Origin of the sequence: Tsuneonella rigui (assembly GCF_003958625.1) — a bacterium.
Classification (GTDB): Bacteria; Pseudomonadota; Alphaproteobacteria; order Sphingomonadales; family Sphingomonadaceae; genus Tsuneonella; species Tsuneonella rigui.
Genome location: NZ_RSEL01000013.1, coordinates 38,523 through 51,308 on the forward strand (window position 1 = coordinate 38,523; position 12,786 = coordinate 51,308).

General features: G+C 66.0%; 15 protein-coding genes and 1 other RNA gene. 8 read left to right on the top strand and 8 right to left on the bottom strand.

Annotated elements, in window-relative coordinates:
* Positions 1-2: 2 nt before the first annotated feature.
* Positions 3-254, top strand: a complete 252-nt coding sequence (locus ELY12_RS04590; protein ID WP_126175526.1) for a hypothetical protein — start codon at positions 3-5, stop codon at positions 252-254.
* Positions 255-273: 19 nt separating this feature from the next.
* On the opposite strand, the gene ELY12_RS04595 is transcribed toward ELY12_RS04590, so the two are convergent.
* The 3 genes from ELY12_RS04595 to mtgA form a co-directional block, all read right to left on the bottom strand.
* Positions 274-678: an META domain-containing protein gene (locus ELY12_RS04595; protein WP_126175527.1), complete on the bottom strand. Its 405-nt coding sequence runs from the start codon at positions 676-678 to the stop codon at positions 274-276.
* Between the two features lie 95 nt (positions 679-773).
* Complete coding sequence (locus tag ELY12_RS04600; RefSeq protein WP_126175528.1) at positions 774-1,679, bottom strand: cation diffusion facilitator family transporter; 906 nt, start codon at positions 1,677-1,679, stop codon at positions 774-776.
* A 4-nt stretch (positions 1,680-1,683) separates the two neighbouring features.
* On the bottom strand, positions 1,684-2,352 hold the full coding sequence (gene mtgA / locus ELY12_RS04605; RefSeq protein WP_126175529.1) for a monofunctional biosynthetic peptidoglycan transglycosylase: 669 nt from the start codon (positions 2,350-2,352) through the stop codon (positions 1,684-1,686).
* Between the two features lie 77 nt (positions 2,353-2,429).
* Here mtgA and ELY12_RS04610 point away from each other — a divergent pair, with 77 nt between their 5' ends.
* On the top strand, positions 2,430-2,702 hold the full coding sequence (locus ELY12_RS04610; RefSeq protein WP_126175530.1) for a DUF4242 domain-containing protein: 273 nt from the start codon (positions 2,430-2,432) through the stop codon (positions 2,700-2,702).
* A 3-nt stretch (positions 2,703-2,705) separates the two neighbouring features.
* Here ELY12_RS04610 and ELY12_RS04615 read toward each other — a convergent pair whose 3' ends face one another.
* From ELY12_RS04615 to ELY12_RS04625, 3 genes are all read right to left on the bottom strand, one after another.
* Complete coding sequence (locus tag ELY12_RS04615; protein WP_126175531.1) at positions 2,706-3,104, bottom strand: cupredoxin domain-containing protein; 399 nt, start codon at positions 3,102-3,104, stop codon at positions 2,706-2,708.
* Between the two features lie 59 nt (positions 3,105-3,163).
* Complete coding sequence (gene rpoH / locus ELY12_RS04620; RefSeq protein WP_126175532.1) at positions 3,164-4,093, bottom strand: RNA polymerase sigma factor RpoH; 930 nt, start codon at positions 4,091-4,093, stop codon at positions 3,164-3,166.
* Between the two features lie 105 nt (positions 4,094-4,198).
* A complete protein-coding gene (locus ELY12_RS04625) occupies positions 4,199-5,143 on the bottom strand; it encodes an RluA family pseudouridine synthase (protein WP_126175533.1) in 945 nt (314 codons plus the stop codon).
* A gap of 129 nt (positions 5,144-5,272) precedes the next feature.
* Here ELY12_RS04625 and ELY12_RS04630 point away from each other — a divergent pair, with 129 nt between their 5' ends.
* From ELY12_RS04630 to ELY12_RS04650, 5 genes are all read left to right on the top strand, one after another.
* On the top strand, positions 5,273-5,662 hold the full coding sequence (locus ELY12_RS04630) for a Mov34/MPN/PAD-1 family protein (protein WP_206435774.1): 390 nt from the start codon (positions 5,273-5,275) through the stop codon (positions 5,660-5,662).
* Between the two features lie 126 nt (positions 5,663-5,788).
* Complete coding sequence (locus tag ELY12_RS04635) at positions 5,789-6,433, top strand: histidine phosphotransferase family protein (RefSeq protein WP_126175535.1); 645 nt, start codon at positions 5,789-5,791, stop codon at positions 6,431-6,433.
* Positions 6,433-7,137, top strand: coding sequence for an N-acetylmuramoyl-L-alanine amidase (locus ELY12_RS04640; protein WP_206435768.1), 705 nt, complete (start codon positions 6,433-6,435; stop codon positions 7,135-7,137). Before ELY12_RS04635 ends, ELY12_RS04640 begins: the two co-directional genes overlap by 1 nt.
* A gap of 6 nt (positions 7,138-7,143) precedes the next feature.
* Positions 7,144-7,533, top strand: an RNA gene (gene rnpB / locus ELY12_RS04645) — RNase P RNA component class A.
* 68 nt (positions 7,534-7,601) lie between these two features.
* The gene (locus tag ELY12_RS04650; RefSeq protein ID WP_126175537.1) at positions 7,602-9,635 is read left to right on the top strand and encodes a S46 family peptidase; all 2,034 of its coding nucleotides are present in this window, start codon (positions 7,602-7,604) and stop codon (positions 9,633-9,635) included.
* A gap of 24 nt (positions 9,636-9,659) precedes the next feature.
* Here ELY12_RS04650 and ELY12_RS04655 read toward each other — a convergent pair whose 3' ends face one another.
* Positions 9,660-10,970 (bottom strand): UDP-glucose dehydrogenase family protein, encoded by a 1,311-nt coding sequence (locus ELY12_RS04655; RefSeq protein ID WP_126175538.1) that lies wholly within the window; start codon positions 10,968-10,970, stop codon positions 9,660-9,662.
* Complete coding sequence (locus tag ELY12_RS04660; RefSeq protein ID WP_126175539.1) at positions 10,967-11,776, bottom strand: metallophosphoesterase family protein; 810 nt, start codon at positions 11,774-11,776, stop codon at positions 10,967-10,969. Before ELY12_RS04660 ends, ELY12_RS04655 begins: the two co-directional genes overlap by 4 nt.
* A 237-nt stretch (positions 11,777-12,013) precedes the next feature.
* On the opposite strand from ELY12_RS04660, the gene ELY12_RS04665 reads away from it, so the two are divergent.
* Positions 12,014-12,772 (top strand): TorF family putative porin, encoded by a 759-nt coding sequence (locus ELY12_RS04665; RefSeq protein WP_126175540.1) that lies wholly within the window; start codon positions 12,014-12,016, stop codon positions 12,770-12,772.
* Positions 12,773-12,786: the final 14 nt, after the last annotated feature.

A 12,786-nucleotide genomic window follows, 5' to 3' on the forward strand; every position in this document is an offset into this window, starting at 1 on the left:
CCGTGGAGGCACGGCAGCGGTCGCGCCTGCACCGTTTCGCCGTTGCCGCTTTCGTTTCAATCGTTGCAGCCGCCGCGGTCTGGCATCTCGTCGGACCGCGCGCGGGCCTGGGTGTTGGGGTGGTCGGCTACCTCGTCACCGCGTGGCGCAGCGACGGGAATCTCGGCTACTGCTTCATCTTCGCGGTGCTCGCGCTGCTGATAGTGGTGATCCTGCTGATGGCGCTGGTCGGCAGCGTGATGATCAACCGGTAACGAGCAACCGAGCGCCCAATCAGCGTGCGGTCAAAGCCGCCCCGGCGGGCGTGCGCAGGACCAGCGCGCCTGAGGCATCGATCGCGAAGCTATCGACCGCGTTCAGGACATCGAGAAAACGCCGCTCCTGGTCCATCACCGCGGGAACGCAGGCGCGCCTGGTCACCCCGGCCTGGCCGATGCTGAGCTTGGCGCCATCGACCGTATAGTCCGCGAAATAGCGGTTGCAGCTCGTGTCGCCGGACAGGCGCCCGTCGGCGCCGAACACCAGCGTCGCGCGTGGGTCGTCGATCACGCCGCGGCCGGAGATGTCCTCAACGGCCCAGGTCTTGCCTACCAAGGCAGCGTCTGTGCCGGGTGCAGTCACACAGCCGCAGAGTAGCGAGGTTGCAACCAAGGCGGAGGTGAAAAGCGCGCGCTTCATGGGAGTGGCCTCCGAAAATGCAGCAGTATGAACATGAACGTCCGGGTCCGGATCGGTATCCAGGGCCTGCCCGCCGAAGTCTATCGAAGCGCTGGTCAGCAATCCACCTCGCACTGCGCGCCGGTCTCCACCTGCACGGTCGTGTGACCGATCTTAAAGTCGTGCTCCAGCCGGTGCGCGAGGTCGTGCAGGAACGCGTCGCCGGGGCAGCCCGCCGGCATCACCAGGTGCGCGGTGAGCGCCGCCTCGGTGGTGCTCATCGGCCAGATGTGGAGATCGTGCACCGCGGTGACGCCAGGCAGGGCGGCGAGATGGGCGCGCACCGCTGCTTCGTCGATGTGTTCGGGCACCGCGTTGAGGCCGAGCTTCACGCTGTCCTTGAGCAGGCCCCAGGTGCCCCAGGCGATCACCAGCACGATGATCAGGCTGGTGACCGGATCGATCCAGCGCTCGCCGGTCAGCAGGATCGCTAGGCCCGCGACCACCACGCCCAGGCTCACCAGCGCGTCGGCCGCCATGTGAAGGAACGCGCCGCGGATGTTGATGTCGTGCTCGCGCCCGCGGGCGAACAGCAGCGCGGTGGCGCCGTTGATGAGGATGCCGATGCCGGCGACCACCATCATCGTCCGCCCCTCGACCGCGGGCGGCGCCGCCATCCGGCCCACCGTCTCGTAGGCGATGCCGGCAATCGCGACCAACAGCAGGCCCGCGTTGGCGAGCGCGGCGAGGATGGTCGAGCTCTTGAAACCGTAGGTGAACCGCCCGCTCGGCGCACGCCTGGCGAGCACGCTCGCGCCCCATGCCAGCGCGAGGCTCAGGACATCCGACAGGTTGTGCCCGGCGTCCGCCACCAGCGCCATCGAGCCCGACAGGAAGCCGTAGGTCGCCTCGACCGCCACGAAGGCCAGGTTGAGCGTGACGCCGATCGCAAACGCCGCGCCGTGGCTGGCCGGGCCATGCGCGTGCCCATGCCCATGATCGTGTGAGTGCCCCGCTCCCATCAGCTTACTCGTAGATGCAGGAATCGAGGCCGTCACGCCGCACGACGCCGATCCGCGCGGCGATCGTGTTGCCGTAGCGGCGGGTGAACCCGGACGCGCCCACGACCGCGCGCTCCTTGGGCAGGGGTAGCACCGCCGCAATCCGCGCCGCCTCGGTCCGGCTCAGGCGATCGGCGGAATGTTTGTAGTACCGCTGCGCCCCGGCCTCCGCGCCGTAGGTCCCAATCCCGGTTTCGGCGACGTTGAGATAAACCTCCATGATCCGCCGCTTGCCCCACACGTTCTCGATCAGGAAGGTGAACCACGCCTCCAGCCCTTTGCGGAAGTAGCCGCCGCCCTGCCACAGGAACACGTTCTTCGCCGTCTGCTGGCTGATCGTGGAGCCGCCGCGGATGCGGCCGCCCTGCATGTTGCGTTTGAGCGCCTTCTCGATCGCTTCCTGGTCGAAGCCGTTGTGGCTGCAGAACTTGCCGTCCTCGCCCGCGATCACCGCGTCGACCAGGTTGCGGTCGATGTTCGACAGCGATTCCCAGTCCTTGGTGATCCCGTTCCTGTCCATCAGCATGGTCGCGGTTACCGGCACCGGGACAAACGCATAGAGCAGCACCAGCGCAAGGCTGAGCAGGACGAAGCCGACGGCGATCTTGGCGAGGAACTTCGCGACCCGGAGCATCGGCATGCTGCTAGGGCTATCGACTCCCGCCCGCAAGCGGCGCACAATCGGCTGCGGGTCGCTTGGGGAGAAATGCGATGCCGCAATTTGTAATCGAACGGGAAATGCCGGGCGCAGGCTCGCTCTCCGGCGGAGAGCTGCAGGGCGCCTCGCAACAATCGTGCAGCGTGCTGAAGAGCATGGGCCCCGACATCCAGTGGGTCCACAGCTACGTCACCGACGACAAGATCTACTGCATCTACCGCGCGCCCAACGCCGACATGATCCGCCAGCATGCGCAAGACGCGGGCTTCCCCGCGAACAGCGTGTCCGAGGTGCGCAACGTGATCGATCCGACCACGGCCGAGTAGCGCTCAACTCACCTTGATCAGGCCCGACATGCCCATCGGCATGTGGATGCGGTGCGAGCAGCGGTACGAGTAACGGCCCTTGGCCGGGGCTATCAGGTGCAGGGTCACGCGTTCACCCGGTTTGAGCTCGATCCGGTCGCCAGCGAGCCGGGCCCGCTCCGCCGGTGCCATGTGGGCCGCGGCGAAGAACCCGGTGGCGACGAAGTTATGGCTCTCGTCGGATGAATTGACCAGTTCGAGCGCGTACGGTTGCCCGTGGACGAGCTTGATCTCGTCTGGCTTGAACCGGAACGTGGACATGGAAACGCTCACGCGTTGCTCGGGCGGAGCGGCGGAATGCGTGGGGGCCGCAACGAACGCGGCGGCGAGCGTCAGTGCGATAACGGCAGGGCGTAGGTCCATGAGGTCCTCCTGTGGCCGAGACCCTCAATCTACACCCTGCCGGCTATCAATTCAATCGCTTAGCCCGCCATCGGCGCCGGCAGCAGCCGCTCGCCGGCGATGCGCTGCATCGCCTTCTGCAGCTTCTCGAACGCGCGCACCTCGATCTGGCGGATACGTTCGCGGCTGACGTCGTAGACCTGGCTGAGCTCTTCGAGCGTCTGCGGGTCGTCGGTCAGACGGCGTTCGGTGAGGATGTGCTTCTCGCGGTCGTTGAGGCTGTCCATCGCCTCGACCAGCATCTCGTGCCGCACGTGCGCTTCCTCGACCTCGGCGGTGACTTCGTCCTGCAGAGGACGGTCGTCCTTCAGCCAGTCCTGCCACTCGCCGGCGCCTTCTTCGCCGTTGCGCATGCTGACGTTGAGCGAGCCGTCGCCGCCCATCATCATGCGCCGGTTCATGTTGATCACTTCCTGCTCGGGCACGCCCAAGTCGGTCGCGATCTTGGCGACATCGTCCGGATGGAGATCGGCGTCCTCGTAGGCTTCGAGCTCTTTCTTCATCCGCCGCAGGTTGAAGAACAGCTTCTTCTGCGCCGCGGTGGTACCCATCTTCACGAGCGACCAGGAGCGGAGGATGAATTCCTGGATCGACGCCTTGATCCACCACATCGCGTAAGTCGCGAGGCGGAAGCCGCGATCGGGCTCGAACTTCTTGACGCCTTGCATCAGGCCGACGTTGCCTTCGGAAATGAGATCCGAAACGGGCAGGCCGTAGCCGCGATAGCCCATGGCGATCTTGGCCACGAGGCGCAGGTGGCTGGTCACCAGCTGCGCCGCGGCATCGGGGTCCTCGTGCTCCTGATAGCGCTTGGCGAGCATGTACTCCTGCTCGGGCTTCAGGATGGGGAATTTCTTGATCTCGGCCAGATACCGGTTGAGGCTCTGTTCGCCATTCAACGCGGGGACCGATAGCTTCTTGGAAGTGCTCACTTTACCCTGACCTTTCATCGCGTCGCCCTCGTTATCGGGACCCCGAATGGGCATCCGTCGGATGGGGCACGCTTCTCCATATATAGTGGAATGCGCGCCGCTGTGCAGCGCCTTTCGTCGATTTCAATGACCGGTTCGGTCGATAAGTTCCTCCATGTCGGCGGGCGGTTTCGCCGCAAAGGCGAGCCGTTTTCCGGTGACGGGATGCACGAAGCCGAGGCTCGCGGCGTGGAGGGCCTGACGGGCGAAACCGAGTTCCTGGAGGAGCGGCCGCAGCGCCTTGGGATCGCGTCCATAGACAGGGTCACCCAATAGCGGATGGCCGATTGATGCAAGGTGAACCCGCACTTGGTGCGTGCGGCCGGTTTCCAGCTTGCACTCGATCAGCGCGCAATCGCGCAAGGGTTTCAGCGTGCGGTAGTGGGTCACCGCATGCTTGCCGCGATTGGCGGTATCGGGAAGCACCGCCATCTTCTTGCGGTTGGCGTCCGAGCGGCCGAGGCGGGCGCTGATCGTGCCTTTGGCGGGGCGCGGATGGCCCGAGCAAACCGCCAGGTAGGTGCGCTCGATCGAATGGTCGGCGAACTGCCGGGCCAGTCCCTCGTGCGCGGCGTCGCTCTTGGCCACGACCAGCAGGCCGGAGGTGTCCTTGTCGATCCGGTGGACGATCCCGGGCCGCAGAGTGCCATTGATGCCCGACAGGCGCCCCGCGCAGTGATGCAGCATTGCATTGACCAGCGTACCGTCGAGATTGCCCGCCGCCGGGTGCACGACCAGCCCGGCCGGCTTGTTCACGACGATGAGATGCTCGTCCTCGAACACGACATCGAGCGGAATGTCCTGCGCCTCGGCATCGAGCGGCGCGAGAGGGGGCAGGGCGATCGCGAACTGCTCGCCCCCGGCGATCTTCGCCGATGTGTTCCCGGCCACCCGTCCGCTTACCGTGACGGCCCCATCTGCGATCAGCGTCTTGATGCGTTCGCGCGACAGGCCGCTCGCGTCGGCGAGCGCCTTGTCGAGGCGGGCCGGGCCCGCCAGCACGCCGGTGATGATTTCGCTTTCCGCCATCCGGCACCCTCTAGCCACTTCTCCCCATTTCCGTCATCCCCGCTTAGGCGGGGATCCATCTCCGGCCTCGGCGCGGCGGGAAAGTCGGATGGATTCCCGCCTGCGCGGGAATGACGAGTGGGGCGTTTAGTGGAAATTGGAGGGGCAATTGAGCAGGGTTTGCTTGCTCTCGCTGATTCAGCCTACCCATTGGAGGCGTGCGGCTTATTGCTAGGTGTTGGCGACCGGATCACGGAGGCCCGTTCGTGCTCCAACGTGCACCCTGAGCCCACTCGTCATTTCGAGATCGACCCGCAAGCGCTGATCGACGCGCACCGCGCCGAACGAGGCGGCGGACCTTCCGTGCTCGGCTCTTTTCACTCCCATCCGTCCGGCCCGCCCGAACCCAGCGTGACCGACCGCGCGCATGCCACAGGTGACGGCCGGGTGTGGGCGATCGTCGGTGAAGGGAAGGTCGGCTGGTGGCGGGACACACCGGATGGTTTCCAGCCACTTTCCTACGCGCCGTGTGACAGGTAGGGCGCGGTAGTGCGCTGTTTCGCCAACCACCTTTGCTCCTTTTTCCGGCCAGTTCGATGAGTGGTGGTTTCTTCGCCAGAACAGTGTGACAAGTGTGACAAGTCCAACAGGAAACCTCCCCACTCGATGACCCAGACCGATCCGCTCGACCTTGCCAGCCTGCTCTGTTCGCGCCTGTGCCATGACCTGCTGTCGCCGGTCGGCGCGCTGACCAACGGGCTTGAACTGCTGGCCGATGAGCGCGACCCCGACATGCGCCAGCGCTGCTTCGAACTGCTCGAACAGAGCGCCAAGATCAGTGCAGACAAGCTCAAGTTCTTCCGCCTCGCCTTCGGCGCCGCCGGCGGCTTCGGCGAAAGCGTGCCGGTCGACGAGGCCAAGGCGGTGACCGAAGCGCTGGTCGGCGACGCCAAGCGGGTGGAGCTCAACTGGGCGCTCAGCGCCGATCGCCTGCCCAAGGGCGCGGTCAAGGTCCTGCTCAACTTCGCGCAGATCGGGCTCGACGCGCTGGTTCGCGGCGGCACGCTCGATGTCGGCGCCGAAAGTCGTGGCGGGGCGAGCGAGATCGTGGTGCGCGCCGCTGGTCCTCGCATTGCGTTCGACGAGACCATCGGACGGGCGCTGGAAGGGGGGCTGTCGCAGGGCGAACTCACCAGCCGCACCGCCGCCGCGCACATGCTGTCGATGCTGGCGGCGCAGGCGGGCGGGGGCCTCCAGTACATGCTGTCCGAAGAAGCGCTGGTGCTCGGCGCGGTACTGCCTGAGGGCTGATGGACGAGCTCGTCCACCGCACGGTCCCGTCGCCCAACTGGGACGAGCGCAAGCTGCCGATCTCGATGGTCGTGCTGCATTACACTGAGATGGCGAGCGCCGACGACGCGCTCGCCCGCCTGACTGATCCGGAAGCCAAGGTCAGCGCGCATTACCTGATCAGCGAGGCGGGCGAGGTGATCCGGCTGGTCGACGAGGACAAGCGCGCCTGGCACGCCGGTCTCAGCTACTGGCGCGGGCATCCCGATGTGAACTCGGCCAGCATCGGCATCGAGCTCGACCATCCCGGTCACGCGCTGGGCTACCGCGAGTTCAGCGAAGCGCAGTTCGCCGCGCTGGTCCCGCTGCTCGCGCGGATCGTTCAGCAATACGACGTGCCGCGCGCCAACGTCGTCGGCCACTCCGATGTGGCGCCGGCGCGGAAGATCGATCCGGGCGAGCTGTTTCCGTGGGATCGCCTCGCCGAGTACAAGCTCTGCCTCGCGCGGCCGGACAAGCTCGAACAGGGCGATCCATTCGATAACGACGCGGCGTTCTACCTCGCGCTCGAGCGCTTCGGCTACGACATCACCGACGGGCACAAGGCGGTCGAGGCGTTCCAGCGGCGCTGGCGGCCGGAGAAGATCGATGGCCAGGTCGACGGGCAGGTGAGGGCAATCCTGTTTCAGCTGCTCTTGGATCGCGACCAAGGCCGCGCTAGATAGCGCGCGCCAGGAGGCTGGGCAGTCGCGGCTTTTTGCCGAGGAAAGTCCGGGCTCCACGAAACAAGGGTGGCGGGTAACGCCCGCCCGGGGCAACCCGAGGGAAAGTGCCACAGAGAGCAGACCGCCTCGTTCGCGAGGTAAGGGTGAAAGGGTGCGGCAAGAGCGCACCGGGGTGCTGGCAACAGCGCTCGCACGGCAAACCCCACCCGGAGCAAGGCCAAATAGGGGCCTCGCGCCATGCAAGTGGCAGGGACGTTTCGTCCCGAGAGGCCCGGGTTGGCTGCTCGAGCCGGCGGGCAATCGCCGGCCTAGACGAATGGCTGCCCCCGAGCGGCCGGTCTCCTTCGGGAGATACCGCGCACGGGACAGAACCCGGCTTACAGGCCTCCTGGCACTATCTTTCGTTGCGATTTCCGAAGGGTGGCGACAGAGCGGCCTCACGAGTCTTTTGGGGAGCTTAAAACATGATCCGTTCCGGCCTGTTCCTGTCCGCCGCTGCTCTGGCCTTCGCCGCCGCGCCTGCCTCCGCCGATGAAGGCATGTGGACCTTCGACAACTTCCCGGCCGCCAAGATGAAGGCCGACTACGGCTGGGCGCCCGACCAGGCCTGGCTCAACCGCGTGCAGAACGCCGCGGTGCGCCTGACCGGCGGCTGCTCGGCCAGCTTCGTGTCGGGACAGGGCCTGATCCTCACCAATCACCACTGCGTGGCGAGCTGCCTGTTCGACAATTCGAACGACACCAACGACTATCTCAATCGCGGTTACGTCGCCGATCGACGCGATCTGGAGCTCAAGTGCCCCGGCCAGCAGGCTGAGGTGGTGACCAAGATCACCGACGTTTCCAATGACGTGAAGGGCGTATTCGGCACGCTCACCGGCGAAGCGCTGACCAAAGCGCGCGATGCCAAGATCGCCGAGATCGAGAAGGCTGGCTGCACCGACACCGCCACCACTCGCTGCCAGGTCGTCACCCTGTTCGGCGGCGGCCAGTACAAGCTCTACCAGTACCGCAAGTATTCGGACGTGCGGCTCGTCTGGGCGCCCGAGGACCGGGCGGCCACGTTCGGCGGCGATCCGGACAACTTCAACTTCCCGCGCTACTCGCTCGATGCGAGCTTTCTGCGCGCTTACGAAAACGGCAAGCCGGTCGCGACGCCCAATCACCTCAAGTGGAATCCGCGGCCCCCGAAGGACGGCGAGGCGACGTTTGTGGTCGGCAACCCCGGCTCGACCAGCCGTCTGTGGACCGGCAGCCAGTTCGCCTTCGAGCGGGAAGTGCGCCTGCCCGTGACCGTGGCCACGCTGTCCGAACTGCGCGGCCGCCTGATCCGCGCGATGGACGAAAGTCCCCAGCATAAGCGCGAGGGCCTCGACGAACTCAACGGCATCGAGAACAGCCTCAAGGTCTACATCGGCCGCGTGAAGGCGCTCAACGACCCCGCCTTCACCGGTAAGCTGGCGGCAGCGGAAGCCGATCTCAGGGCCAAGGGCGCGGGCGGCAAGGACCCTTGGACGACTGTAGACTCGGCGGTCAGCGCCTATCGCTCGCTGTACCTGCCGCTGCGCTTCACCCAGCCTTCGAGCGAGCTCTACGGCTACGCACAAACGCTGGTGTTCGCGGCGCAAGAGCGCGGCAAGCCGAACGGCGAGCGCCTCCCCGGCTACACCGACAGCGCGCTGCCGCTGACCGAGAAGCGGCTGCTTGACCAGAAGCCGATCTACCCGTGGCTCGATGAACTGACGCTCGAATGGAGCCTGTCGAAGGCCCGCGAATATCTGGGCGCGGATGACCCCGACACCAAGCTGCTGCTCGGCAAGGCCAGCCCGGAGGGCCTCGCGCAGTCGCTCGTCTCGGGTTCGAAGCTCGCCGATCCGGCGGTGCGCAAGGCGCTGTGGGACGGCGGGATGAAGGCGATCAAGGCCTCGGACGATCCGATGATCGTCTACGCGCTGCGCCTCGCCGATCGCCAGCGCGAGCTGAAGCAGCAGTCCGACGCGGTCTATACGGGTCCGCTGACGATTGCCGGCGGGCAACTCGCCGACGCGCGCTTCGCCGCCTATGGCGATACGCTTTATCCCGATGCGACGTTCACGCTGCGGATCAGCTACGGCAAGGTCGCCGGCTGGACCGAGCGCGGCAACCCGGTGCCGATCATGACCACCATGGGCGGCACCTTCGACCGGGCGACCGGCAGCGAGCCCTATGATGCGGCCCCTGGTTTCCTGGCGGCGAAGGGCAAGATCAACCCGGCGACCGCCTATGACTTCGTCACGACCAACGACATCATCGGCGGCAACTCGGGCTCGCCGGTGATCGACCGCGCGGGCACGGTGATCGGCGCCGCGTTCGACGGCAACATCAACTCGCTGGGCGGCAACTACGGCTACGACGGCACGGTCAACCGCACGGTCGTGGTTTCGACCGACGCGGTGCAGGAAGCGCTGGAGAAGATCTACCCGGCGCCCGCCTTGGTGAAGGAACTGGCCGCCAAGTAAACTACGGCGCGGGCGCGGCTGACCTCAGTCGCGCCCGATGCTCGAGTAGGTGAAGCCCGCGGAACGCACGTCGTCCGGCCGGTAGATGTTGCGCAAGTCTACAAGCACCGGCGCCTTGGCGATCTGCTTGATGCGGGCGAAGTCGAGCGCGCGGAAGGCGTCCCATTCGGTGACGATCGCCACCGCATCCGCATGCTCGATCGCGGCGTAGGGGCTGTCGCACATCTCGACCTCGGGCATCAGCGGGCGCGCCTGCTCCATGCCTTCGGGATCGTAAGCCGCGACGGTGACGCCCGCGTCGATCAGCGCCTGGGCGACCGCGATCGCCGGGCTGTCGCGCATGTCGTCGGTGTTGGGCTTGAAGGTAAGGCCGAGCAGCGCGACCTTCTTCCCGCGCGCGGCGTCCATCCCGCCCAGCGCTTCGAGCACCTTGCGGCCCATCGCGCGCTTGCGGTGATCGTTGACCTTGACCACCGCCTCGACGATCCGGACCGGGCTGTCGTAGTCCTCCGCGGTCTTGAGCAGCGCCAGCGTGTCCTTGGGGAAGCAACTGCCGCCGTAGCCGGGCCCGGCGTGCAGAAACTTGGCGCCGATGCGGTTGTCCATGCCGATCCCGCGGCTGACGTCCTGCACGTTGGCGCCGACCTTCTCGCACAGGTCCGCCATCTCGTTGATGAAGGTGATCTTGGTCGCGAGGAAGGCGTTGGCGGCGTATTTGATCAGCTCGCTCGAACGGCGGCTGACGAACAGCATCGGTGCTTCGTTCAGGAACAGCGGGCGGTAGACCTCGCGCATAACCTCGCGGCCGAAATCGTCCTCCGCGCCGATGACGATGCGGTCAGGCCGCTTGAAGTCGCCGATCGCCGCGCCCTCACGCAGGAACTCAGGGTTGGACACGACGGCGACGCGGTGCTTGGCGCCGGATTCGCGCAAGATTCGCTCCACCTCGTCGCCGGTACCGACCGGCACAGTCGATTTGGTGACGACAACCGTATCGTTCGACAATTGCTCGCCCACTTCCTGCGCGACGGCGTACACAAACGACAGGTCCGCGTGCCCGTCACCGCGTCGGCTGGGCGTGCCGACGGCGATGAACACCGCCGACGCCCCGCGGATACCTTCAGCCAGATCGGTAGTGAACGACAAGCGCCCCGCCTTGACGTTGGCGGCGACCAGATCGTCGAGGCCGGGCTCGTAGATCGGCATGACGCCGTTCTCCAGCCGCTCGATCTTCGATGCATCCTTGTCGATGCACACGACATCGTGCCCGAAGTCGGCGAAGCACGCCCCCGACACCAGGCCGACGTACCCCGACCCCACCATGGCGATTTTCATGCGGCGTCCGTCCCCGTTTCGATTGTGATCACCCCATCGCGCTCGATCGCCTGAATCACCCGCCGGCTCGTTCCTTCGAGCACCAGCGCGGTCAGGCAACCCGAACGGTAGGCTCCGGTGTCGATGCCGATCCGATTGGGCCTCTCGTCGATCGCCTCGGCGATCGTGTGCCCATGGACCACGAAGTGCTCGTGCGGCTCGGCGTGCTCCAGGAAAGGTTCGCGAATCCACCGCAAGTGGTGCTCCTCCTGTTCCTCGAGCGGAACGTGCGGCGCGATACCTGCGTGAACGAACAGGTAGTCACCGGCGACTACGTAGTTCTTGGCGGCGGCCAGGAACCGGCGATCCTCGTCGGGCAGTACCGAGTTGAGCATCTCCTGCAGCTCTTCCATCGTCGCGCGGTCGTACTGATCCCGCGGTATTCCGTAGCTCAGCGCGGTCTGGCGGCCGCCGTGGCGCAGGAAGTGGCGCAGGACGGCGATGTCCTCGAGCGCGAAGAGAAACATTTCCTCATGATTGCCCGCGAGCAGTCGCACCCGACGCTGCGCCTGCCACGCGCGAGCGCGGGCCACCACACCGGCACTATCCGGACCGCGATCGACCAGATCGCCGAGCAACACAACAGTGGTATCCGCAGGTGGCGCCTCGGCATCGTCGCGCTCGATCGCCGCAATCAGTTCCTCGAATAGATCGAGGCGTCCGTGGATGTCGCCGACCGCATACCAGCGCGTGCCGGGTGGCACCGCGGGAAGTGGGCGCTCTGGCTGGCGGGCGCGGGAGAAGATCTTGCGAAGGGGCTCGAACATGAGTGGCAGCCGCATAGGCGAGCGCGCCATGCGCGGCAATGAATGACGCTGGGGTTAATCGAGCGGCGGCTGGTGCCGAAAATCCACACACGGGCGGCGCATCGCGGCGCGGGCATTTTTATCTTGTGCACCGCAGCATCGAGCGGCAAGAAAGTTGCGTATTCGTCGGAAGAGACCCGCTGCCATGGGCGACCGTACGATGCGCAGGCGGGACGAGGCACAAACGAGGAGTTTGCCATGCTTACGTCCACTCGCGGCTTGATCGCCGCCTTTATGTTCTCTGCAGCCTTCGTCGCTTCTCCCGCGTTCGCGCAGGAAGAGGGTGATGATACCAGTTCGATTACTGTTTCCGGAAGCGTCACGCTCGTTTCCGATTACCGCTTCCGCGGCGTCTCGCTGTCGGGCGGGGATCCGGCGATCCAGGGCGGGGTCACTGTCACCAGCAATAGCGGGTTCTATGTTGGAACCTGGGCTTCGTCGATCGACGATGGCGGGACTGACATCTACGGCGACGCCGAGGTCGATCTGTTCGGCGGGTGGAGCGGCAATGTCGCCGAGGGCGTCGGCCTCGATGTCGGCCTGCTCTACTACGCGTATCCCGGCAACGCGAAGGGCTTCGACGCCGAGTACTTCGAACCCTACGCCACAATCAGCGGCGAGCTGGGGCCGGTGCAAGCCAAGCTCGGCGTGAACTACGCGTGGGAACAGGACTCGCTCGGCGGGGACGATAACCTGTACATCCATACCGAGCTCAGCTCGGGTATTCCGGCGACGCCGCTGACCCTCTCGGCGCACCTCGGCTACACCGACGGCGTTCAGGCTCCGCCGCTGCTGGCGGGCACGGGCGACGACACCGGCTTCGACTGGTCGCTCGGCGCGAGTGCGGCGGTGTTGGGCAACTTGACCCTTGGCGTGTCCTACGTCGGTACCGAAGGTCCCTCGATCGACGGATTTACCGACGACGCGGTGGTGTTTTCGGTAGGCGCCAGCTTCTGACCCGTACGGGGCCG